Source organism: Bradyrhizobium sp. LA6.8, from assembly GCF_040547935.1.
GTDB classification, from domain to species: Bacteria; Pseudomonadota; Alphaproteobacteria; order Rhizobiales; family Xanthobacteraceae; genus Bradyrhizobium; species Bradyrhizobium barranii.
In genome coordinates this window covers 18,747-39,808 of the sequence record NZ_JBEPQQ010000008.1, presented here as the reverse complement: position 1 = coordinate 39,808, position 21,062 = coordinate 18,747, and the positions used below count along the sequence as shown (strand labels likewise).

The following is a 21,062-nucleotide window of genomic DNA, read 5'->3' as shown; positions in this document are numbered from 1 at the left end:
TGTTTGTTTCCCGCGCGCTGGAATTGACGCAGGCCAAGTCATGGCAGCATTAGACCGATGTTTCGTCGGGATGCAACGGCGCCAGGCGCAGGGCCTCACTCTTCCCCCGCAAGCAGCGCGGCATTACCGCCGGCTGCCGCAGTGTTGATCGTCACGGTCTGCTCGGTCGCAAAGCGTGCGAGATAATGCGGGCCGCCCGCTTTCGGGCCGGTTCCGGACAGGCCGTTGCCGCCGAATGGCTGCACGCCGACCACGGCGCCGATCATGTTGCGGTTGACATAGATGTTGCCGACCTGGACGCGATCGATGATCGCCTCGATGGTGTCGTCGATGCGGGAGTGAATGCCGAGCGTGAGCCCATAGCCGCTGCGCTCGATCGCCTGCAGGACGCGGTCGAGGTTTTCCGCGCGATAGCGCACGACGTGCAGGATCGGGCCGAACACCTCCTCGGTGAGCTGGCCGGCGTCCTTGAGCTCGAAAATGTGCGGGGCGACGAAGCAGCCGTCGGGCACAGTGCCGGCAAAGTGCAGCCGCGCCTCGCTCTTCATCCGCGCGATATGCGCATCGAGGCGCTGCTTGGCCTCGGCGTCGATCACCGGACCGACATGGGTCGCGACATCTGCGGGATCACCAATCCTGAGTTCGCGCGCCGCGCCGGCGATCATCTCGATCATGCGGTCGGCGACATCCTCCTGCACGAACAGCAGCCGCAGCGCCGAGCAGCGCTGGCCGGCGGAGCGGAAGGCCGAGGTCACGACGTCGTCGGCGACCTGCTCGGGCAGCGCGGTCGCATCAGCGATCATGGCGTTGATGCCGCCGGTCTCCGCGATCAGCGGCACGATGGGCCCGTCCTTGGCGGCGAGCGTCCGGTTGATCAGGCGCGCGACCTCGGTCGAGCCGGTGAAGACGACGCCGGCGATGTCGGCATGCGCGGTCAGCACGGCGCCGATGCGGCCGTCGCCGGTGACGAGATGCAGCGCGCTCTTGGGAATGCCGGCCTCGTGCAGCAGCGCTACGGCCTCACGGGCGATGCGCGGCGTCTGCTCGGCGGGTTTTGCGACGACGCTGTTGCCGGCCATCAATGCCGCCGTGACCTGGCCCAGGAAGATCGCCAGCGGGAAATTCCACGGCGAGATCGCGACGAAGGTGCCGCGCCCGCGCATGGCGAGCGCATTGCTCTCGCCGGTCGGGCCCGGCATGGCGGCATCAACGCCGAACAGCTTTCGACCCTGCGCGGCATAGTAGCGGCAGAAGTCGGCGGCCTCGCGCAGCTCCGACAGCGCATCGTCCAGCGTCTTGCCGCCCTCGGCTTGCAGCAGCGCGATGAAATGGGCGCTCCGGCTCTCCAGAAGATGCGCGGCCTGCTCCAGTGTGGCCGCGCGCGTGCCCGCCGGCGTTCGGCTCCAGGCGGCAAAACCGGCGTGCGCAGCAGTCACCGCCGCATTGGCACGATCCACCGTTGCATCCGCGATCGGCTTGAGGCCGGCCGCCTCGGCCTTCACGTCTGCCAGCAACCGGTCGAGCGCGGCGCGCGCGCCGAATTCGACGCCGCGCGAATTGCGCCGCTCCGGCGCGAACAGATCGCCCGGCAGCGGAATTCTGGGATGGGCCGCCGCTTGCGGCCGGACGATGGCATCGGCCGGACGCTGCAACAGCGCCACAACCGGCACACGATAGTCGGCCGCCTGCGCCACGAACGACGAGTTGGCGCCGTTCTCCAGCAGCCGCCGCACCAGGTAGGCGAGCAGGTCGCGATGGCTGCCGACCGGGGCATAGGTGCGGTAGGCGATGTCAGGATGATCCTTGGCGAGCTGTTCGTAGAGCGCCTCGCCCATGCCGTGCAGGCGCTGGAATTCGAAGCCGCCGCCATCTTGGGCAAGCTCCAGCACGGTCGCGACTGTCAGCGCGTTGTGGGTGGCGAATTGCGGAAAGATGCGCGGCCGCAAGCCGAGCAGTTTTGACGCGCAGGCGACGTAGTTCAGATCTGTCATCGCCTTGCGCGTGAACACGGGATAGCCGTCCAGCCCGCGCTCCTGCGCGCGCTTGATCTCGGTGTCCCAATAGGCGCCCTTGACCAGCCGCACCATCAGCTTGCGGTCATGCGCGCGGGCGAGCGCGTCGACATAGTCGATCACGGCGCTCGCGCGCTTCTGATAGGCCTGGATCGCCAGGCCAAAGCCGTCCCAGCCGCTGAGCGAGGGATCGGCGAGCGTTGCCGCGATCACGTCGAGCGACAGCTCCAGCCGGTCGGCTTCCTCGGCGTCGACGGTGAAGTTCAGATCATGGGCCTTGGCGCGCTGCGCCAGATCGAGCAGCTGCGGCACCAGCTCGGCCATCACGCGCGCGCGGCTGATCGCCTCGAAGCGCGGATGAAGCGCCGAGAGCTTGACGGAGATGCCGGGACGGTCGGGCAGGGGATGGCTGCCCGCCGCCTTGCCGATGGTCTCGATCGCACTGGCATAGGCGTCGAAATAACGCCTGGCGTCCGCCGCGGTGCGCGCACCTTCGCCGAGCATGTCGAAGGAGTAGCGCGTCTTCTGACCGGAGCGCGGCTTACCCCGCTCCAGCGCCTGCTCGATGGTCTCCCCCAGCACGAAATGGTTACCCATCAGCCGCATCGCCTGGCGCGTGGCGGTGCGCACCGCCGGCGCACCCAGCCGCTTCACCAGCCGGCCGATGGTGCCGTCGGGCGTCTCGCCGGGCTGGATCACCCGCGCTGACAGGCCGAGCGCCCAGGCCGAGGCGTTGACGAGGAAGGCCGTGGACTTGGTCTCGTGGTGGATGAAGTCGCCCTCGCCGAGCTTGTCCTCGATGAACTGGTCGGCGGTGCGCGCGTCGGGCACGCGGAGCAGCGCCTCGGCCAGCACCATCAGGGCGAGCCCCTCCTTGGTCGAAAGCGCGAACTCCCGCAGCATGTCCTCGACCCCGCCAAGCCGGTCGTCGCGCTTGCGGATTGCTTCGATCAGCCGCGTCGCGGTGCGGTCGATCCGCGCCTCCTGCGGCGGGCCGAGATGCGAAGCCGGCAAGAGTCGCGCGGCAATCTCGGCATCATCGGGCGCATAGGGGGCGGTGAAGGGCGGCGGGATGTTCGGCATGGCGTGTCCTGTGGCTCCAATCCACGATAAGGCCCGCTAGACCGTAGTTCGATAGACAAGTTAGCCAATTTGCCTTAGGAAATGAAGATCATTGGCGTATTGGCCGCATAAAATATGGAACTCGATCAAACCGACCGGAAGATCCTCTCAATTCTGCAGCAGGACGGGCGCATCGCCAATGTCGAACTCGCCGAGCGCATCGGGCTGTCGCCGACCTCGGTCGGCGAACGGCTGAAGCGGTTGCAGCGTGAGGGCTTTGTCGAGGGCTATGGCGCGCGGCTCAATCCGCACCGGCTCGGCCTGGGTCTTCTGGTGTTCGTCGAGGTGCTGCTCGACAAGACCACGCCGGACAATTTCGAGCGGTTCGCGCGCGCGGTGAAACTCGCACCCGAGGTGCTGGAGTGTCACATGGTTGCAGGCGGCTTCGACTATCTTGTGAAGGCGCGGCTTGCGGACATGACCGCCTATCGACGCTTCCTCGGCGAGACGTTGCTGTCGATGCCGGGCGTGCGCGAGACGCGAACCTATGCGGTGATGGAAGAGATCAAGCGCGACGCACCATTGCCGGTGGACTAACGAAGGGCCGTCGCGATTGTCATTGCTGTGGCGTTGAACGAGCGGTCTTCGCGGGAAAATAGCTCTCCGTGTGCAATCGCAACGCCCGTCGTCGAATGCACTGGCCGTCTTCTAAAATTTTTTTGGCCCGGCTTCCGGACAGATCCGGGAGGCAGCAAAAGCTGCCGGGCTTATACTTTGAGGTTCTCTGCGGAGGTCTTGCCCCGGTTTGCGATCTCTTCGTATTCCACCGTCTGTCCTTCGTTCAGGGACGACAGACCGGCTTTCTGCACTGCCGAGATATGCACGAACACATCCTTGCCGCCCGACGCAGGCTGGATAAATCCATAACCCTTCGTCGGGTTGAACCACTTGACCGTACCTTTAGCCATCACGTCTTCTCCGCGGGTCTTCCTCCAAGATCTCGAACCGCCAGTCCCCGCCAACCGGCCGGTTCGGTCCTAACAGGATACGCGGAATGTGGCCGGCTTGGTAGCTCAAACCATATCGGCATTTCGCCGAATTCCGCTCAACTTCGCAGCGTTTTTGCCGATTTTGCCCGTTTCGCGGTCAATTGATCGGCACGCCGCGCGCCATCCGTCAATAAGTCGCGGCCAGATAATCGACGATCTTGCCGACATCGGCATCGTCGATCGGGGCGCCATAGACCTTGATCATCTTGGTCACCTCGGCCTGCCAAAAACCCTTCTTGTCCTTCATCGGCGGCTGCGTGTTGACGTAATCGGCCGAGTGGCAGGCGCTGCAATTGCCCTGCACGACCTCGAGATTGGGGCCCGGCTTGAAGGCGGCGACCTCGTCGGGCGTCTTGTAGTTGAGCGGCGCTGCAAGTGCCGAACCGACCATTGCGGCGACGGCGAGTGAGATGGCGAGGAGAACGGTGCGCTGCATGATCATTCTCCCTCAGGCCACGGTGACGCGGACGGTTTCGACGACGTTGCGCAGATAACCCGCCGGATTCCAGCGTGGCGCATCCGGCTGGGTCTCGCCGCCATTGCCGGTGGCGCGCACCTTGAACTCGTGGGCGCCCGCCGCGAGCTTCACCGGCAGCTTCCATTCACGGAATGAGTATTTGCCGAGATCCTTGCCGAGCTTTGCGCTGACCCAGGTCTTGCCGCCGTCGGTGGAAACCTGGACGTCCTTGATGCCCTTGCCGCCGTCGAAGGCGATGCCGCGCAGCGTCGTGCCGCCGGCCTTCAGCTTGGCGCCGTCGGGAACGCTGGTGATGAAGGATCGGATGGTGAAGCGGTTGATCGGGATCGTCGCCTTCGGCGCGGTGCCCGGTTCGACCGCATTGTTCGGCGTGTCCGGAATGCGATAGGCCGACTTCATCCAGAAGCCGTCATAGACATTGTCGATGACGGTGATCTCGTTGAGGTGCTTGACCCAGTAGGTGCCGTAATAGCCGGGCACGATCAGGCGCAGCGGAAAGCCGTTGAGGAACGGCAGGTCCTCGCCGTTCATGCCATAGGCCAGCATCACCTCGCCGTCGGTGGCATGATCGAGATCGAGCGCCTTGACGAAATCGGGTGTCTTGTCGCTGACGGGGCCGTCCATGCCGTTGAAGGTGACCTGCTTGGCCCCGCTCTGCACGCCCGCCATCTCCAGCACGGCCTTCAGCGGCACGCCGCGCCAGCGCGCATTGCCCATGGCGCCATTGGCGAGCTGGCCACCGGCGACACGCGGCTCGGAGAAGCCGCGGCTGTTGCCGGAGCACTGGTTGACGGCGACGATCTCGGTCGCCTTCATCTTCCTGATGTCCTTGAGCGACAGCTTGAGCGGCTTGTCGACCTTGCCCTTGACCTCGAGCGTGAACTTGTCGGGATCGAGATTGTAGGGCAGGTCCGAGAGGTGATAGCGGACGAAGAACGCGTTATTCGGCGTGATCGGACCGTCGTTGAAGATCGCGAACGGCGTCTCGAGCTGCGGCGGCCGGCTGGTCAGGCCGATCATCGGCCGCTTCTGCGGATATTTCACCAGCGGCCGCTCGCCATTGGCGAAGGGAAGCGTGACGGTGTCGAGTGCCAGCGCCTTGGTGGAATTCAGTGTGGCCGCCATAGCGGCAAGGCCCGCTCCTTTGAGCAGGTCGCGTCGATCGAACATTCTCGTCTCCTCCCGGAGCTTTTCGTTGGACAGCGGTCATCACCGCGATCCCGCGCTCATCTGTCGCAACGATCGAGATGAAGTCAATTCGTGCTTTCGCAGCAGGCCCATGTCGCTGCGTTGCAGCAAGGCGGTGTTACGTTCGTAACGAGATTGCCGAGCTGTAGCCGCAGTGACAGTGCACTCCCTCGCCCCGGCTGCGGGGAGAGGTGAAGAATCAAGCTGCGACGCGCTCGCTTCGGTCAACCAGCGCCGACAGCTGCCTCGTGTCCGCAACCACGCGCACGGCCAGGGGCTCGTCGCGGCCGCGGATCGCGACCTCCTGCTGCGGCAGCGCATCGTCGGCAAGGCCCGCGGTACGGCGGACCTCCTCCGAGACGATTGCTTCGCAGGCCAGCGTCTTGGTCATGTCCTGGAGCCGGGCGGCGACGTTGACGGCATCGCCGAGCGCGGTGAAGACGATGTGATCGCGATAGCCGATGTCGCCGATGATGACCTCGCCGCCGTGAATGCCGATGCCGAAGCGGATCGGCTGGCGGAGATCGTGGCTCAGGAGCTCGTTGAGCTCGTCGATATGCGTGGCGATGCCGGCGGCAGCCTTCAGCGCTTGCCGGCAGGCGGTTTCCGGATCGGCTGACAGCCCGAACAGCGCCAGCATGCCGTCGCCGACGAACTGGTTCGGCTGGCCGCCATTCTCGATCACGGCCCGCGAGACGGCGCCGAGGAAGCGGTTGACGATGAAGACGGTGTCGAACGGCAGCCGCTTTTCGGCGAGTTGCGTCGAACCGCGCATGTCTACGAACAGGCTGACGAGGTAGCGCTCCTGGCCGATTCTGGCCGATGTCGAGGTCTGCCCGTCCGCCGAATGCGTGTGGGGCGTGAACAGCTGGAAGAAGGAGAGGTCGGAGTCCGGTCGCAGCTGGCAGGCAAGCCGGATCGAGGGATCGGCGGTGCCGACGCGCGCGAGCACGAAGGCCTCGCGCTGCGACGGCTCGGGCAGGGCGGCATGGTCACCGATGATGCGGATGCGGCAGGTCGAGCAGCGGGCGCGGCCGCCACAGACGCTGGCATGCGGCACATTGTGGCGCAGGCTCGCCTCCAGCACGGAGAGACCCTTCGGCACGCGCACCGTCTTGCCGTTGCCGTAGGACAGCGCGATCATGCCGCGGCGCCGCTCGCGCAAGGCGCGCACGCCGCGTGCCGCCAGCGCCAGCCCGAGCAGGCCGACATAGCCGATGGTGAGGCCGCCGGTGATGCGGTCGAGCGTCGCCGCTTCCGCGGTCGAGCCGAGCTGGCGGCGGGTGAGATTGTGCGTGCGCCATTCGCCGTCGTCGACCTCGACCTGGACGCTGCGTCCGCCCTGGTAGACGCCGAGCAGCGACAGCGTCGGGATCAGCACGGCGGCGGCGAGCAGATAAGGCGCGGCGCGCGCGAAGAACGGTTTCAGGCGCAGCCAGAAATAGATGCCGATGCAGCCATGGACCCAGGCGATGATCAGCAGGACCGTCATGGTCCAGATGCGGTTCGAGGTGACGAAGAACAGATAGAGTTCCTGCGGATAGAGTTTCTGGTGTCCGTACAGCGTGTAGCCGAGCCGGACGCCGATCACATGGGCCATGACGAGGGCGGGGATGCTCAGGCCCAGCACGAGCTGGAGCGGCTCGATCGTCCGCCAGCGGAACTGGCGGCGCTGATAGAGCGCGTAGATGCCGAGCCCCATATGCGTGAGCGCGGCCGTATAGAACACGATCGCGATGGGGAGGAACCGCCAGAACGCCGTGTGATAGTAGACCCCGATCTCCATGGCATCGACCGAGATGTTGCCGAGCGCATGGTTGAGGAAATGGCTCACCACGTAGGAGAACAGGATGACGCCGCAGACCAGCCGAACCTGCCGCATGCTGGTCGCGCGGGACAGTTCGGACAATCGTGAGGATGCAGTGGCCATGATTCGGTTGTATCAGTTCATGAAGGAGAACAGCCAGCGTAGCGTTTAATTCCAGGGGCGGACAGTTGGCCTGATCACATGCGCGGCAAGGTTACCGAACCGTAGGGTGGGCAAAGGCGCGCGCCACACCCACCGCTGTCGTTCCGGACAAGCGACGCGAAGCGGCGCGCCGATCCGGGATCCATAGCCACAGGATCGGATTTGGCGAAGACTCGTGGTTACCAGTTCGCGCCACGACTCCTCCCTGTGGCTATGGGTCCCGGGCTCGCGACTTCGTCGCGCCCCGGGACGACAGCGATATGCGCGGCGCCCCCGCATTGACTCCCCCTCCCAGGTTGGCGAAAAGCGCGGCCGTGACGACAGCCCCTGATATCACCGTGTCCCCAGCCGGCGCCGTGCGCCGGCCCCTCGTCGTGGCCGTGCTCGTCATCGCCGCGATGACGCTGCTGCGCATCGTCTACGCCTCCGCGATCGAGCTGCGCACCGACGAGGCCTATTACTGGACCTGGTCGAAGGAGGGAGCGCTCAGCTTCCTCGATCATCCCCCCATGATCGCCTGGTTCATCCGTTTTGGCACCGCGATCTTCGGCGACACCATGCTCGGTGTCCGCTTCGGCGGCATCGTCGCGATGCTGGTCACGCAGCTGCTGCTCGCCGACATCGTCCGCCGCCTCACCCATGATGCGCGCGCCATCATGTTCGCGGTGCTGATGCCGGAGGCTGCGCTCTATTACGGCCTGCTGATGGCCAAGGTCGCACCGGACGTTGCCATGATCCCGTTCGCGGTGGCGATGATGTGGGCCCTGGTGCGGCTCGCGCAGGGCGGCGACGGACGCTGGTGGCTGGCAGCGGGCCTGTTCGCCGGGCTGTCGATGCTGTCGAAATTCACCGCGATCATGTTCGCGCCGGCGGTCGCCGCGTTTCTGCTGGTGCCGGATTGGCGCTGGCGCTGGCTGCGCAGTCCTTACCCCTATCTCGCGGTGCTGATCGCGATTGCCGTGTTCTCCCCGGTGCTGATCTGGAACGCGCAGCACGACTGGGCCTCGTTCCGTTTCCAGGGCGTGCGGGCCACCGCCAATTACGGCATCTCGCTGCGCACGATCGGCGATTACATCGGCCTGCAATTCGGCCTGGTCGGCTTCGTCATGCTGCCGGTCGTGCTGTCAGGCCTCGTGATGACGGCGTGGCGCGGCTATCGCACGCGCGAGCCGGTCGCGATCCTGCTGTCGACCGCGGTGCTGGTGCCGTTCCTCTATTTCTTCTTCAAGTCGACGACGCTCAGGGTCGGCGACACCTGGCCGATGTTCATGTGGCCGGTCGGCTTTGCCGCCGCTGCGGTCAACCTCGTCATGCTGTCGCGCGAGCACTGGTCGGCGCGGATGATCCGCTCGAGCATCTTCTGGCTCAACACGGCGGTCGTCACGGGGATCGCCTTCGTCGTCATCGTATTCCTGTACTACGTCGCCGCGCCCTGGAACCTCCTCGGCAAGATCGATCCGATCGGCGCCGAAGCCGGCTACGAGCAGATCGCGGCGCGTGCGCAGGCTGCGCTCGACGAGACCGGCGCGACCTGGATCGCGACCACGGACTATCGCACCTATGCGATGATGCGCTGGCTGTTCAGGGGCCGTGTGCCCGTCATCGAGATCAACGAACGCGGTCGCTTCCAGGGTTTTCGCGATCCCGGCATGGATCGGATCAGCGGGCATGCGGGCATCTATGTCGGGCGAGAGCCGGACAATCGTGCACCGGTGTGGGGATCGATCCCGGCGAAGCGCGAGCAGCTCGGCCAGGTCGAACGTCGCTGGCGCGGCGTCCTGACGGATACCTACGCGATTGAGAAGCTCACCGGCTGGACGCCGGAACTCTCGCCGTCAACGGATTCGCCGCTGTTTCAATGGCGGGTGCTGGCGGGGGAATTCGAGACGCGTACGCTCGCCTAGCGAGGCACCCTTCTTCCCTTGCGGGAGAAGCGGCTGACCACCACCGTCGCCAGGCATTGCAAATGTCCCAAGTGCAATCGAGGCCACGCGTTGAAGCGGCTTGGCGTGGCATGATAACAACATAGAGCAGAAATCTGAGCTGATCGCTTAGCTGCAACCAGCATTTGTCCCGACATTCACAGGCCGCCATCCCAGATTACCACCCGCTCAAGCATTTAAGCCACTAAGCTGGAGCTATCGTGACGAAGCATATTTTCTCTTATTGATATTATCTACGGGGATAGGACATGTTTGATGTCTATCGCAATGGCAAGCGGGACTTCCTCGTCGTCAGCAACGGCTCTCCGATGCCCGCGCTCTACTCTTCCAACAAATGGCGCAAGAGCAGAGCGAGAGTTCTCAAGGTCAGCGACGAGATCAGGGCAGCCGTCCAGGAGCGAGGTTATTATCTTGGCAGCGTGCGGGTGACCAAGAAGGACCTGATCCACACCGAGTGCACCGTTGTCGATACGACACCGGGCAATCTCTGAACATCCGGCCGACTAGGCCGGCAACCGCGCCAGCCCGGCCTCAATCACGACGATGTCTTCCTCGATCTGCCGGATCGTACTCCTGCAGTCGATCCCGGTATATGCATCGAGATCTGCGATAAGTTTGCGACGCTGTGTTCGAAGCTCATCAAGAGCTGCTTGGTCCCTGAGGGAAACGTAGCCGTCCACGATCAGCTCAATTGCACCTGCCGCCAGCAAACTCCCCACGTCTTGTTAGCCCCGTCAAGGCACTCCCGACCAGGCGAGGATCGAGCGTGCCGATTGGTTACGCGGCTCAATCCCGCGCACTGAGTTCTTCCAGAACAACGCGCCTCCGCAGCTCGTGTGCAGCAGCGGTCAATTGAGACCCTGCGATCAGCCTGAGCCGCTTCAATCTTGAGAGAGCGACGGGGTCACACAGCTCGATCGGGAGCCCGGCTCCCAATATCGCAATGGCGCGTTGCTCCTCCGCGTCGAGATCAGTCCAGGGGATGCCCTTCATCACCGGCCTCAAATCGTCCAGTGCACCTCAAAATCCAAACGCGCGCCTGATTTGCCGCAGCATATCCATGGCCGCGTCGGTGTACCGACCGTTGGTCAGGTATCGATCCAGTTGCAGTGTGCTGATCAGCGCCACAAGCGCTGCCATTAAGCCCTTAAACATTGGGCCTCTCCTGAAAGAGACCGCCAACCGGGCGTGTCGAAATATTGAGCCGTTCTCAGAATGCGCGCCGCATATGGCGGCCTAATATGCAAATGGTGACATCGACTGGTAACCAGTTTCTTAACGGGTTGATGCGCCGTGGTATGGGGCGGCCAGAGGCTGACTTGAAAGCGACGACTTGAATTGCCACCTCCTTGTGCTCAGTTGCCATTAACTGCGGCACATAATCCTCCAATACTCGAAAGGGCTAACTCGATAGTTCGCTTGCGAGGTGCGGCTTGACTGAGCAAGGTCATTTTACCGGACAATAGCCCTTTAACCCCGTCCGGGTCTGCCTCAGATCAGCCGGCGAGGGATGATATTCCGCTCGTTGGCTCGATTGGGTGGCATCAGCTGCTCGGAGCCTTTCGTGTGGTCCTTTGCTGTTGCGGCACTGTTCCTGGCGCTGTTGGTGTTTGGTGCGGTCGGGTTTATCATTGTCAGCTTCGACTTTCCCGATGAACCGCGAGCTTAAGCTTCGCTCATTCAGACGGCGCGCCATGGGTCGGTCCGGCGAATGGCGCGAACGATGGCGCGGATAGCGCCGCTACTCCTCGTCCTTCTTCCGCAGCAGGTCCGTCGCGAGGTCCGACAGTTTTGGCGGCGGCAGCGCCGCGAACGGCAGCGGCCGCGTCACGTCGATCGCGGCCAGACCCAGCCGCGCGGTCAGCAATCCGTTCAGCACACCTTCGCCGAGCCGCTGCGACAGCTTTGCCGCAATCCCATGGCCCAGCATCTGCTGCACCAGGCTGTCGCTCGCGGCCATGCCGCCGGTGATGGCGAGATGGGCGATCACGTGGCGGAGCAGGCGGATCATGCCGAGCGCGCCGGGGCGGCCGCCATAGAGAAAAGCGAGCTGACGGATCAGGCGCAACGCGGCCACGAACACGAACAATACGTCGATCGCCGCGCGCGGCGAAACTGCGGTCACGATCGAGACCTTTTGTGCGGCCGACGACACCAGTCGCCGCGCTTCCGCATCCAGCGGCGACATCAATTCGCGCTCGGCAAGCCGGATCATGTCGGCGCCGTCGATGATCTCGCCGGTGTGACTTTCCAGCGTCGCGCGTGCGCGCGCAAGCTGCGGGTTCTGGTGCGCGATCTTCAGCAGGTCCTGCACGATGACACGGCTCTCCTTGCGATCGTCGCTGGCAAGGACCGCGGCCGCGCGCGCATGCAGCTTCTCGATGGTTGCAAGGCGCGCCAGACCAAAGGCCTCGCGCCCGATCACCACCGCGAGCGCCAGTGCGGTGACGAAGGCGAATGCAAGGCCGACGAAGCCGAGCGTTTCGCTGCGCGCAAACAGATCCTCGATCAGACGGACCACGCCGAGCCCGGTGCCGAGCAGCGTCAGCCCGCCGAGCCCGGACCAGAACAGCGTGCCCCAGGGAAAGCCGCGACGCACCGGGAGCGCGGCCTCGATCGGCACCGGCAATGCCTGCGGATCGTGCTCGGGCGTGATCTGGATCGTGGTGCGGCCAAGCCGCGCCGCTTCGTCGGCTTCGGTGACGACGACGCCGGGATCGTCGAGCCGGAACGTCGCCGGCCGCCGCGGCTTGGATCGGTCGTTCATGACAGCTTGTCTCCGATCAGGAACTGCAGGGCACGGTCGAGGCGGATGTGTGGCAGCGCCGGCTCGTCATTGCCCTCGCGTTCGAGCTTTGGCGGACGGAAGCGCAGGAAGCGAAAATCGCTCTTCTCGGCGGCCTCGGTCGCGAGGCCCCGGAATGCGTCGGTGCCGTTGAACAGCGCCTCGGGGTCCGGCGGCAGGTCACCCGGAAAGGTCGCAACCTCCGTGTTGCCGTCAAAAAACTCGCCGCCCGCGCTTTCGCCGGCCGCCGGCGTTCCCAGGATCGACGGCAATTTGTCGCGGCCATGCGCGACCTGGGCCTCGCGCGTGGCGCGAACGGCGGCGAGCGCCACCACGTCGATCTCCGCGCCGGTATCTTCCGCGCGCACCACCGCGCGGGTGACCGCGCGGCGCAGCACCGCCTCGAGCCGGTCGTGACTGGAATGATGCAGATGGTCCGCCTTGGTCGCCGCGAACAGGATGCGGTCGATACGCGGCCGGAACAGGCTGGAGAGGAAGGTGCTGCGGCCGATGCGGAAGCAGTCGAGAATTCCGGCAAGCGCGGCTTCGAGATCGTGCAGCGCTTCGGGGCCGGAGTTGAACGCGGCGAGCGCATCGGCCAGTACGATCTGGCGATCGAGCCGGGCAAAATGATCATGGAAGAACGGCCGCACCACGACGTCCTTGTAGGCCTCGAAGCGGCGGACCATCATCGCCCACAGCGACCCGTCCGGTGCCTGGCCGCCCACGGGCACGTCGAGCGGCGCAAAAGTCAGCGCCGGCGTGTCGGCGAGATTGCCGGGCATCAGGAAGCGGCCGGGCGGCAGCAGGCTCATCGCGAAGCGCTCGTCGCGGCAGGCGCGCAAATAGCCGGTGAAGAGCTTTGCCGCCGTCAGCGTCGCCTGCTCGTCCTCGCGCGCCTCTCCCTTGAGCGTCGCGAGATGCGCGTGCCAATCCGCCGCAAGATGTGCGCGCGGCGCCTCGCGCGACAGCGCGAGGCTTTCGGCCGACCATTGCTCATAGCTCTTCTGGAGCAGCGGCAGGTCGAGCAACCATTCGCCGGGATAATCGACGATGTCGAGCGTCAATGTGCGGTCGGCGCCGTTCTGGCGCTGATAGTCGATGACGAGCCTGAGTTCGCTGATGTCGACGGTCGAGTTCGGCCAGCGCCGCTCCTCGAGCAGCGCGCGCAAATGGTTCTCATAGGCGAAGCGCGGCACGGCGTCGTCCGGCTGCGGCGCCAGATGCGCCCGCGCGATCCGGCCCGAGGCATAGGCCTCGAACACCGGAAAGCGGCCGCCACGGGTGAGGCCGTGGATCAGCGCGGTGATGAATACGGTCTTACCGGCCCGTGACAGGCCGGTGACCCCGAGACGCACCGTCGGGTTGAAGAAGTGCTCGCCATAGTCGATCAGCGCCCTTGCCGACAGCCGCGCTTCTTCGACCATATCCTGGAAACTGAATGCCATATGAACGTGATTGATCTCGGGGCGGGCGGAACAGTGAAGCCGTTCACAAAAGTGGCAATTGCGTAGGGAAAATCAAGCTTCATACTTCCACCGCCTTTGTCGGCAAATCAGCCGTTTGAACGATGCGCCGATCGCGAAAGACCCTACAAGAGGGCATTGTCTTAGCCTTGCGGATTGCCATGACCGTCTTCCAGCTGAAACAGCTCGCATCCACCTCCGTCCACGCCGCGGCCGACGCGATCGGCTGGAACTACGACCGTGCCGAATTGATCGCGGACGGCGTGATCCACGCGATCGGCGTGTTCTGCGGCATCGTCGCCGCCACGGTCCTGGTGGTGCTGACGGCGGTTTATGCCGACGCCACCAACATCGTCGGGGTCTCGATCTATGTCGCCGGCCTGCTCTCGATGCTGGTGCTGTCGGCGACCTATAATCTCTGGCCGGTCTCGCCGGCCAAATGGCTGCTGCGGCGGTTCGACCATTGCGCGATCTATCTGCTGATCGCGGCGACCTACACGCCGTTCATCCTCGAGGTGAGGGACAGCGTGTTTGCGCCGGTGCTGCTCGCCGGCGTCTGGTGCGTCGCGATCCTCGGCATCGTGCTGAAACTTCTCTACCCCGGCCGGTTCGACCGCGTCGCGGTCGGCATCTATCTCGCGATGGGCTGGAGCGGCGTGATGCTCTACGACGCCGTGGTCAAGGCGCTGCCTGCGCTGGTGCTGGGCTTCATCCTTGCGGGCGGCCTGCTCTACAGCTTTGGCGTGATCTTCCATGCTTGGCGGCGGCTGCGCTTCCAGAATGCGATCTGGCACGGCTTTGTCTTGGCCGGCGCGGCGTGCCATTATACCGCGGTGCTCGACCTCGTGTTGAGCTGAGCAAGATCCGCGAAGCGGAATAAGCGAAGCGGTATAAGATAGCGAAGCGCTATCCGAAAAGAGAAGCGCTACAAGACAAAGAGGAGACGTCGCATGCAGGTGACCGGCAAGGTCGTGGTCGTCACGGGCGGCGCAAACGGCATCGGCAAGGCGCTGTGCGAGGCCTTCCACAAGGCGGGTGCCGCCAAGGTCGTCGTCGCGGACATGGACGCCGCCAATGCAAGAGCCGTCGCCGCCACGGTGGATGGCGCGGCCTTCAGATGCGACGTCGCGCAGGAAAAAGAGATCGCCCACGTCATCGAGGAGACCGAGCGGCAGTTCGGCCCGATCGAATTGTTCTGCTCCAATGCCGGCATCGGCGGCGGCTTCGATCCGATGTCGGTGAATGCCGGCGGCGCCTCGGACGAGCCCTGGCAGCGGAGCTGGGCGATCCATGTCATGGCCCATGTCTATGCGGCGCGGTATCTCATTCCCCGCATGAAGGCGCGCGGCGGCGGCTATTTCCTCAACACGATCTCGGCGGCAGGCCTGCTGTCGCAGGTCGGAAGCCCCGCCTATTCCACCACCAAGCACGCCGCGGTCGGCTTTGCCGAAAATCTTGCGATCTCGCACAAGGCGGACAATATCAAGGTCTCGATCCTCTGTCCGCAGGGCGTCGACACCAACATGCTGCGCTCGATCCCGAAGGGCCCGCAATCCGGCGACGGCGATCTCACGCCGGAGCAGGTCGCGAAAGACGTGCTCGCCGGCCTCGCGCAGGAGACCTTCCTGATCCTGCCGCACCCCCAGGTGCTCGGCTACATGCGCAAGAAGACCGAGAATTACGACCGCTGGATCGGCGGCATGGCCAAGATCCAGGCCAAGATGCGGGAGGAGTTCGGGAAGTAGGGTAGGCTGGTGCCACCCGCACCGCTGTCATTCCCCGGGGAAGCGGGGAATCCAGTACGCCGCGGCCTGTCGAGGAATCACAGCCGTCTCTGGAGTACTGGATCGCCTGCCTTCTCGGGCGATGACACCGAGAGCGGGGTTACGCCGCCGACTCCGCCTCATCCTCCATCCGGCTCTGCCGCAGCGCCCGCGCATAGAGCATCATGCCCTCGCGCACCGTGCGCTGCTCGGCCTCTGTCAGCGCGGCCAGCGCGCCGCGCACCTGCTGGCGTCCGAACGCGTGCAGCGCCTCCAGCGTGCGCCGGCCCTTCGCCGTGAGCGACAACAGCTTGCTGCGCGCATCGGCTTCGTCAGGCGTCTCCCGCAACTCGCCGCAATCGACCAGCTTGCGCACCATGCGGCTGACGCTGGATTTCTCCAGGCGCAGGAAATCGCCGAGCTCGCCTGAATTCATCGGGCCGCGAATCCCGATCTCCAGGATCGTGTGCACCGCCGAGGGCGGATAGTCCGAGGCCGCCACCGTCGCATCCATGAAGCCGAGCTCCCGCACCATCAAGCGCGAGGCGGCGCGGATGTCGTCGATCAACGCAAGCTCGGCCATCTTGACTCCCGGCATATAGTTGTATCATACAACTATATGCGCGCAACGTCGCGCGCAAGTGTTTTGGAGTGAGCCATGAGCGGAACTTTGCCGGCCGGGATGCGGATGAGAGGCAAGGTCTGCCTCGTCACGGGCGGCGGCAGCGGCATCGGCCGCGCCACGGCGCTGCGGATGGCCTCGGAAGGTGCGGAGGCGATTGTTGTCGCGGGACGGCGGGAGGCCGAAATCAAGGACACCGCCGCAGCGTGCCGGGAGCTCGGCGCTGACGCGGTAGCGATCCAAACCGACATCACGCGAGAGGACGACGTCGAACGTCTGGTTCGCACGGCGGTCGAGCGCTGCGGTCGGCTCGATGTCGCCTTCAACAATGCCGGATTCCAGGAGCGCCGCGCGCCGCTGGAAGAGCAGGGCACGGAGATCTACGACACGGTGTTCGACACCAATGTCCGTGCGTTGTTTTTGTGCCTGCGTCATCAATTGCCGGCGATGCTGGCGCAGGGGCGCGGCAGCATTGTCGTCAACGCCTCCGTCAGCGGCGTGCGCAATCCCAATCCCGGCTTCTCGCTCTACTCGGCCTCGAAAGCGGCGGCGATCTCGCTGACACGCTCGGCCGCGATGGAGAACGCCCCGCGCGGCATCCGCATCAACGCCATCGCGCCCGGCCGCGTCGTCACCGACATGATGCTGCGCGCCGGCGTCGGCGATGTCGCGACCGTCAGTGCGGGTCTGCCGCTGCGGCGGATGGGGAGCCCTGAGGAAGTGGCGGAGGCCGTGGTGTGGCTGTCGTCGGACGCGTCATCCTACGTCGTCGGGCATGTGCTGGCGGCGGAGGGGGGATTCTTGGCGTCGTAGTTGGCGCGATGTCGCGGCAAATTCGGTGTCGTCCCCGCGGATGCGGGGACCCATAATCACAGGGAGTAATCGTGGCGTGAAGCTGCCCACCACGAGTCCTCGTCAAACTTCTCCCTGTGGGTATGGGTCCCTGCGCCCCGTGCGCAATTGCGCACTAGGCAGAGACGACAAAGCTAATGCTTCTGCCCGTACAGCACCGGCACCGCCGAATCCACGACGACCTCGACGAGGCTCGTCCCCTCGAACGCCATTCCGCGCTTGAGCGCCTCGCCCAGCTCCGCGGCCTTGCTCACCCGCACCGCATGGCACCCCATGCCTTCGGCGAGCCTGACGAAATCGATCCCCGGCAATTCCAGCCCCGGCACGTTCCTCACCTGCATCACCTGGCTGAACGAGCGCATCGCGCCGTAGCCGGAATTGTTGATGACGACGATGGTCAGCGGCAGCTTTCGTTGCGCGGCGGTCCACAGCGCCTGGATCGAATACATCGCCGAGCCGTCGCCGATCAGGCACACGGTGCGCTGCTTCGGCTTGCCGAGCGCCATGCCGACCGCGGCGGGCAGGGAGTAACCGAGGCCGCCGCTCGCCATGGTGTAGAAACTGTCCTGGCCGCGCATCGGCATGAACTTCTGCATCGCCGGCCGGTGCGAGGGCACTTCCTCGACCAGTGAGGCGCCATCCGGCATCGCCTGCGACAGCGAATGCAGCAAAAATTCGACCGGCAGCGGATCGGCGGCTTGCGGCGCCGGCGGCAGCGTGCGGCCTTTCGGCGTCGCGCGTTTGCTCTCCGGCAGCAAGTCGAGCAGCAGGCTGAGCGCCGGCTTCATGGTCGCGATGATGCTGGTGCCGACCGGCGTCACCGCCGCCGCGTCCGGATCGTCGGTGATCTGAAAAATCGTCGCGCCGCCATCGAAGATCGCGGCATGGCCCTCGACATGGAAGGTGAACACCGGCGCGCCGATGACCACGACCACATCGTGCTCGCGCAGCGCGTCGGACAGTTGTGCGGGCGAGGCGTGCAGGAAGCCCGCGAACTGGGGATGACGCTCGGGGAAGGAGCAGCGCGCGGAGAACGGGCTGACCCAGACGTTGGCCTTCGCCTTCTCGGCGACGCGCACCATCAAATCGACCGCGCCGGCGCGGTCGACGCCGGGGCCGACCACGAGGGCAGGGTGTTTTGCAGAGCCGAGCGCGGCGACCAGCGCCTTCATCGCGTCCGGCTCGGGCCCGATCTCGCGGCTGACCTTGCGCGCCTCGACCGGTGCGGTCGCATGCGCCCAGTCGTCGATCGGGATCGACACGAAGGTCGGCCCGCAGGGCGGCTGCATCGCGGTGTAATAGGCCCGCGCGATCGCGGCCGGAACGTCCTCGGGCCGGGCCGGCTCGACGCTGTACTTGACGTAAGGCCGCGGGAATTCCGAGGCGCGCTCGGCATAGAGGAACGCCTGCAAGGGCAGGATCGAACGCGCCTGCTGGCCTGCGGTGATCACGAGCGGGGTCTGGTTGCGGTGCGCGGTGTAGATATTACCGAGCGCGTTGCCGACGCCGGCCGCCGAATGCAGATTGACGAAGCCGGCATTGCGCGTCGCCTGCGCGTAACCATCGGCCATGCCGACGGCGGAGGCTTCCTGGAGTGCCAGCACGTAGTCGATATCGTCGGGCCAGTCGCTCAGGAACGGCAGCTCGGTCGAGCCGGGATTGCCGAACACCCTGTCGATGCCCAGCGAGCGCAGCAGGTCCAGCGTCGCCTGCTTCACGGTGACGGACTTGCTGCCGCTCTTGCCGTTCTTGGCCATGGTTTCCGTCCCCTGTAAATTCCTCATCCTGAGGAGCGCGTAACGCGCGTCTCGAAGGATGAAGGCCCGGCTGGTGGCCTCGCCCTTCGAGACGCGCGCGAAGGGGCGCGCTCCTCAGGGTGAGGGTCTAATAGCGGTGCCTACCACACCGCCGTGCCCTTCATCGTCGGCTGTCCCTCCGCATTCGCGGTCCACAGCTCCAGGCCCGCCTCGGTCTCGTTGGCGTTGATGGAGAACTCCGTGCCCTCGAACAGCGGCTGCACGCCGCGATAGGTGAATTTCTTCGGCGCCTTGCCGTCGTGCAGCTTCGCCGCCATCTCGACGATGAGCGCCGCCTGCAGCGGCCCATGGAAGATCAGGCCCGGGTAACCCTCGACCTTGGTGACGTAGTCACGGTCGTAATGGATGCGGTGACCGTTGAAGGTCAGCGCGGAATAACGAAACAGCAGCACGGGATCGGACACATGCGTCTCGCGGTGCTGCGCCTTCGGCGGTGGAGGCGGGGCCTTGGCGCCGGCGGGCGCGCTGCTCGTCATCTCGCGATAGACGATGTCCTGCCGCTCGCGGATAGCAACGCCCCGCGGCGAGGAGATGCTGTGCTCGACCGAGACGAAGCACAGCGTGCCGGTCGAGCCGGATTTCACCTGCACATCGGCGATGCGCGAGGTCCGCGTCGATTCATCGCCGACGCGCAGCGGCTGCAGGAATTCGATCTCGCCGCCGGCCCACATCCGGCGCGGCAGCGGCACCGGCGGCAGGAAACCGCCGCGGGTCGGATGGCCGTCGGGGCCGAGCATCGACATCGGAAACACCGGCTGCGCCAGGCACCAATGCACAGTGAACGGCGCGGCATCGCCCGCTTTGGGCTCGCCGACTTCCTGGAACAGCGTCGCGCGCAAGCCCTTGGCGAGCTGCGCGGTGACGATGTCGGTGGCCTCCGTGCTGCGGCCGATCCATTGCCGCAAGTGATCGATGTCGAGCTTCTCGGTCATGACGCCTCGCTCTTGTTATGACTTCTTGGCCGGCCGCTCGCCGATGCCCGGCACAGCGCCGTAGCTGCGGGTCTCGCCGACGATGATCGGCGCCGGCGCGGGATAGCTGACACGTCCCTGGGGCGTATCGACCTCGATGCGGCGCAGATGCGGATGATTGGTGAGGTCGGCCATGGTGTTGACCTCGGCAAAGGCGATGTCGGCGTCCGACAGCCGCTTCAACAGCTCGTCGCGCGTCATCTTGCCGAAGATATCTGCGACTGTCTTGTCGGTGAAATCCCGGTTGCGTACGCGCTCGACCATGTTGGCGACGCGCGGATCGGCCGGCAAATCGGGCTGGTCGAGCACCTTGACGCACAGCGTCTTCCACTCGCGCTCGCTCTGGATCGAGATCAGGATGTCCTTGCCGTCCTTCGAGGTGAACACGCCGTAGGGCGCGATCGAGGGATGGCGCAGGCCCATCCGCTTCGGCGGATTGCCGGCTTCGGAATTGAGCAGCGGCACGGTGCACCAGTCCGCCATCACGTCGAACATGGAGATGCGGATGTCACAGCCCTTGCCGGTGCGCCCGCGCGCGATCAGCGCTTCCAGGATCGCCGCATGCGCGGTCGCGCCGGTCGCGACGTCGACGATCGACATGCCGACGCGCGAGGCTCCATCAGGGTTGCCGGTGATCGAGGCGAGCCCGCTTTCGGCCTGGATCAGCAGGTCATAAGCCTTGCGGTGGGCGTAGGGGCCATCGTCGCCATAGCCGGTGATCGTGCACGAGATCAGCTTCGGATAGTCCTTCAGCAGCCGTTCGCGTGAAAAGCCGAGCTTGTCCATCGAGCCCGGCTTGAGGTTCTGGATCAGCACGTCCGCGCTTGCGATCAGCTTCTCGAGCTCGGCGCAGCCTTCTTTCGTTGCGAGATCGACCACCGCCGATTGCTTGCCGCGGTTGAGCCACACGAAATAGCTGCTCTGGCCCTTGGCCGCCGCGTCATAGCCGCGAGCGAAATCGCCTTCGGGCCGCTCGATCTTGATCACCTCCGCGCCGGCGTCTGCCAGCCGCGACGAGCAGAACGGCGCCGCGACCGCCTGCTCGACCGCAATCACCCTGATCCCGTCCAATGCTCCCATGGCGC

The 21,062-nt window shown here is 65.3% G+C and carries 19 protein-coding genes; 6 read left to right on the top strand and 13 right to left on the bottom strand.

Annotated elements, in window-relative coordinates:
• Positions 1-95: 95 nt before the first annotated feature.
• Positions 96-3,095, bottom strand: coding sequence for a bifunctional proline dehydrogenase/L-glutamate gamma-semialdehyde dehydrogenase PutA (gene putA, locus ABIA90_RS31820; RefSeq protein WP_354121210.1), 3,000 nt, complete (start codon positions 3,093-3,095; stop codon positions 96-98).
• Between the two features lie 114 nt (positions 3,096-3,209).
• Here putA and ABIA90_RS31815 point away from each other — a divergent pair, with 114 nt between their 5' ends.
• Positions 3,210-3,671, top strand: coding sequence for an Lrp/AsnC ligand binding domain-containing protein (locus ABIA90_RS31815; protein WP_354121211.1), 462 nt, complete (start codon positions 3,210-3,212; stop codon positions 3,669-3,671).
• Between the two features lie 170 nt (positions 3,672-3,841).
• On the opposite strand, the gene ABIA90_RS31810 is transcribed toward ABIA90_RS31815, so the two are convergent.
• From ABIA90_RS31810 to ABIA90_RS31795, 4 genes are all read right to left on the bottom strand, one after another.
• Entirely contained in the window at positions 3,842-4,042 is a 201-nt protein-coding gene (locus tag ABIA90_RS31810; RefSeq protein ID WP_008134691.1) for a cold-shock protein, read from the bottom strand.
• 208 nt (positions 4,043-4,250) lie between these two features.
• Positions 4,251-4,559, bottom strand: a complete 309-nt coding sequence (sorB, locus tag ABIA90_RS31805; protein WP_071917135.1) for a SorB family sulfite dehydrogenase c-type cytochrome subunit — start codon at positions 4,557-4,559, stop codon at positions 4,251-4,253.
• Positions 4,560-4,571: 12 nt separating this feature from the next.
• Entirely contained in the window at positions 4,572-5,771 is a 1,200-nt protein-coding gene (gene sorA, locus ABIA90_RS31800; protein ID WP_354121212.1) for a SorA family sulfite dehydrogenase catalytic subunit, read from the bottom strand.
• Between the two features lie 217 nt (positions 5,772-5,988).
• Entirely contained in the window at positions 5,989-7,719 is a 1,731-nt protein-coding gene (locus ABIA90_RS31795) for an adenylate/guanylate cyclase domain-containing protein (RefSeq protein WP_354121213.1), read from the bottom strand.
• Between the two features lie 437 nt (positions 7,720-8,156).
• Between ABIA90_RS31795 and ABIA90_RS31790 the strand changes: the two genes are divergently transcribed.
• Positions 8,157-9,662 carry a glycosyltransferase family 39 protein gene (locus ABIA90_RS31790; protein WP_502916671.1) on the top strand — a complete coding sequence of 502 codons (1,506 nt, stop codon included), beginning with the start codon at positions 8,157-8,159 and terminating at the stop codon, positions 9,660-9,662.
• A gap of 287 nt (positions 9,663-9,949) precedes the next feature.
• Positions 9,950-10,192 carry a hypothetical protein gene (locus ABIA90_RS31785; RefSeq protein WP_085399824.1) on the top strand — a complete coding sequence of 81 codons (243 nt, stop codon included), beginning with the start codon at positions 9,950-9,952 and terminating at the stop codon, positions 10,190-10,192.
• A 12-nt stretch (positions 10,193-10,204) separates the two neighbouring features.
• Here ABIA90_RS31785 and ABIA90_RS31780 read toward each other — a convergent pair whose 3' ends face one another.
• From ABIA90_RS31780 to ABIA90_RS31765, 4 genes are all read right to left on the bottom strand, one after another.
• Complete coding sequence (locus tag ABIA90_RS31780) at positions 10,205-10,420, bottom strand: hypothetical protein (RefSeq protein ID WP_354121215.1); 216 nt, start codon at positions 10,418-10,420, stop codon at positions 10,205-10,207.
• A 301-nt stretch (positions 10,421-10,721) separates the two neighbouring features.
• Positions 10,722-10,856, bottom strand: a complete 135-nt coding sequence (locus tag ABIA90_RS31775; protein WP_256461605.1) for a hypothetical protein — start codon at positions 10,854-10,856, stop codon at positions 10,722-10,724.
• A gap of 586 nt (positions 10,857-11,442) precedes the next feature.
• Positions 11,443-12,468 (bottom strand): YcjF family protein, encoded by a 1,026-nt coding sequence (locus ABIA90_RS31770; protein WP_354121216.1) that lies wholly within the window; start codon positions 12,466-12,468, stop codon positions 11,443-11,445.
• Positions 12,465-13,934, bottom strand: a complete 1,470-nt coding sequence (locus ABIA90_RS31765) for a YcjX family GTP-binding protein (RefSeq protein ID WP_354121217.1) — start codon at positions 13,932-13,934, stop codon at positions 12,465-12,467. Before ABIA90_RS31765 ends, ABIA90_RS31770 begins: the two co-directional genes overlap by 4 nt.
• Positions 13,935-14,113: 179 nt before the next feature.
• On the opposite strand from ABIA90_RS31765, the gene trhA reads away from it, so the two are divergent.
• Together trhA and ABIA90_RS31755 are read left to right on the top strand one after the other, a co-directional pair.
• A complete protein-coding gene (trhA, locus tag ABIA90_RS31760) occupies positions 14,114-14,809 on the top strand; it encodes a PAQR family membrane homeostasis protein TrhA (protein WP_354121218.1) in 696 nt (231 codons plus the stop codon).
• A gap of 93 nt (positions 14,810-14,902) precedes the next feature.
• The gene (locus tag ABIA90_RS31755) at positions 14,903-15,697 is read left to right on the top strand and encodes an SDR family oxidoreductase (RefSeq protein WP_063985431.1); all 795 of its coding nucleotides are present in this window, start codon (positions 14,903-14,905) and stop codon (positions 15,695-15,697) included.
• A 139-nt stretch (positions 15,698-15,836) separates the two neighbouring features.
• On the opposite strand, the gene ABIA90_RS31750 is transcribed toward ABIA90_RS31755, so the two are convergent.
• Positions 15,837-16,298 carry a MarR family winged helix-turn-helix transcriptional regulator gene (locus tag ABIA90_RS31750; RefSeq protein WP_354121219.1) on the bottom strand — a complete coding sequence of 154 codons (462 nt, stop codon included), beginning with the start codon at positions 16,296-16,298 and terminating at the stop codon, positions 15,837-15,839.
• Between the two features lie 75 nt (positions 16,299-16,373).
• Here ABIA90_RS31750 and ABIA90_RS31745 point away from each other — a divergent pair, with 75 nt between their 5' ends.
• The gene (locus ABIA90_RS31745; RefSeq protein WP_354121220.1) at positions 16,374-17,150 is read left to right on the top strand and encodes an SDR family NAD(P)-dependent oxidoreductase; all 777 of its coding nucleotides are present in this window, start codon (positions 16,374-16,376) and stop codon (positions 17,148-17,150) included.
• 173 nt (positions 17,151-17,323) lie between these two features.
• On the opposite strand, the gene mdlC is transcribed toward ABIA90_RS31745, so the two are convergent.
• From mdlC to ABIA90_RS31730, 3 genes are all read right to left on the bottom strand, one after another.
• A complete protein-coding gene (gene mdlC, locus ABIA90_RS31740; RefSeq protein ID WP_354121221.1) occupies positions 17,324-18,946 on the bottom strand; it encodes a benzoylformate decarboxylase in 1,623 nt (540 codons plus the stop codon).
• A gap of 140 nt (positions 18,947-19,086) precedes the next feature.
• Positions 19,087-19,938 (bottom strand): HTD2 family dehydratase, encoded by an 852-nt coding sequence (locus ABIA90_RS31735; protein WP_354121222.1) that lies wholly within the window; start codon positions 19,936-19,938, stop codon positions 19,087-19,089.
• A gap of 15 nt (positions 19,939-19,953) precedes the next feature.
• The gene (locus ABIA90_RS31730; protein WP_354121223.1) at positions 19,954-21,057 is read right to left on the bottom strand and encodes a CaiB/BaiF CoA transferase family protein; all 1,104 of its coding nucleotides are present in this window, start codon (positions 21,055-21,057) and stop codon (positions 19,954-19,956) included.
• Positions 21,058-21,062: the final 5 nt, after the last annotated feature.

What these genes read in the sequence shown, in the direction of transcription:
- mdlC (WP_354121221.1), bottom strand. Translation starts at nt 18,946, where the DNA reads ATGGCCAAGAACGGCAAGAGCGGCAGCAAGTCCGTCACCGTGAAGCAG.
- ABIA90_RS31790 (WP_502916671.1), top strand. Translation starts at nt 8,157, where the DNA reads ATGACGCTGCTGCGCATCGTCTACGCCTCCGCGATCGAGCTGCGCACC.
- trhA (WP_354121218.1), top strand. Translation starts at nt 14,114, where the DNA reads ATGACCGTCTTCCAGCTGAAACAGCTCGCATCCACCTCCGTCCACGCC.
- ABIA90_RS31745 (WP_354121220.1), top strand. Translation starts at nt 16,374, where the DNA reads ATGAGCGGAACTTTGCCGGCCGGGATGCGGATGAGAGGCAAGGTCTGC.
- ABIA90_RS31730 (WP_354121223.1), bottom strand. Translation starts at nt 21,057, where the DNA reads ATGGGAGCATTGGACGGGATCAGGGTGATTGCGGTCGAGCAGGCGGTC.
- ABIA90_RS31815 (WP_354121211.1), top strand. Translation starts at nt 3,210, where the DNA reads ATGGAACTCGATCAAACCGACCGGAAGATCCTCTCAATTCTGCAGCAG.
- ABIA90_RS31795 (WP_354121213.1), bottom strand. Translation starts at nt 7,719, where the DNA reads ATGGCCACTGCATCCTCACGATTGTCCGAACTGTCCCGCGCGACCAGC.
- ABIA90_RS31735 (WP_354121222.1), bottom strand. Translation starts at nt 19,938, where the DNA reads ATGACCGAGAAGCTCGACATCGATCACTTGCGGCAATGGATCGGCCGC.
- ABIA90_RS31775 (WP_256461605.1), bottom strand. Translation starts at nt 10,856, where the DNA reads ATGTTTAAGGGCTTAATGGCAGCGCTTGTGGCGCTGATCAGCACACTG.
- ABIA90_RS31770 (WP_354121216.1), bottom strand. Translation starts at nt 12,468, where the DNA reads ATGAACGACCGATCCAAGCCGCGGCGGCCGGCGACGTTCCGGCTCGAC.
- sorB (WP_071917135.1), bottom strand. Translation starts at nt 4,559, where the DNA reads ATGCAGCGCACCGTTCTCCTCGCCATCTCACTCGCCGTCGCCGCAATG.
- ABIA90_RS31810 (WP_008134691.1), bottom strand. Translation starts at nt 4,042, where the DNA reads ATGGCTAAAGGTACGGTCAAGTGGTTCAACCCGACGAAGGGTTATGGA.
- sorA (WP_354121212.1), bottom strand. Translation starts at nt 5,771, where the DNA reads ATGTTCGATCGACGCGACCTGCTCAAAGGAGCGGGCCTTGCCGCTATG.
- ABIA90_RS31755 (WP_063985431.1), top strand. Translation starts at nt 14,903, where the DNA reads ATGCAGGTGACCGGCAAGGTCGTGGTCGTCACGGGCGGCGCAAACGGC.
- ABIA90_RS31765 (WP_354121217.1), bottom strand. Translation starts at nt 13,934, where the DNA reads ATGGCATTCAGTTTCCAGGATATGGTCGAAGAAGCGCGGCTGTCGGCA.
- ABIA90_RS31785 (WP_085399824.1), top strand. Translation starts at nt 9,950, where the DNA reads ATGTTTGATGTCTATCGCAATGGCAAGCGGGACTTCCTCGTCGTCAGC.
- putA (WP_354121210.1), bottom strand. Translation starts at nt 3,095, where the DNA reads ATGCCGAACATCCCGCCGCCCTTCACCGCCCCCTATGCGCCCGATGAT.
- ABIA90_RS31750 (WP_354121219.1), bottom strand. Translation starts at nt 16,298, where the DNA reads ATGGCCGAGCTTGCGTTGATCGACGACATCCGCGCCGCCTCGCGCTTG.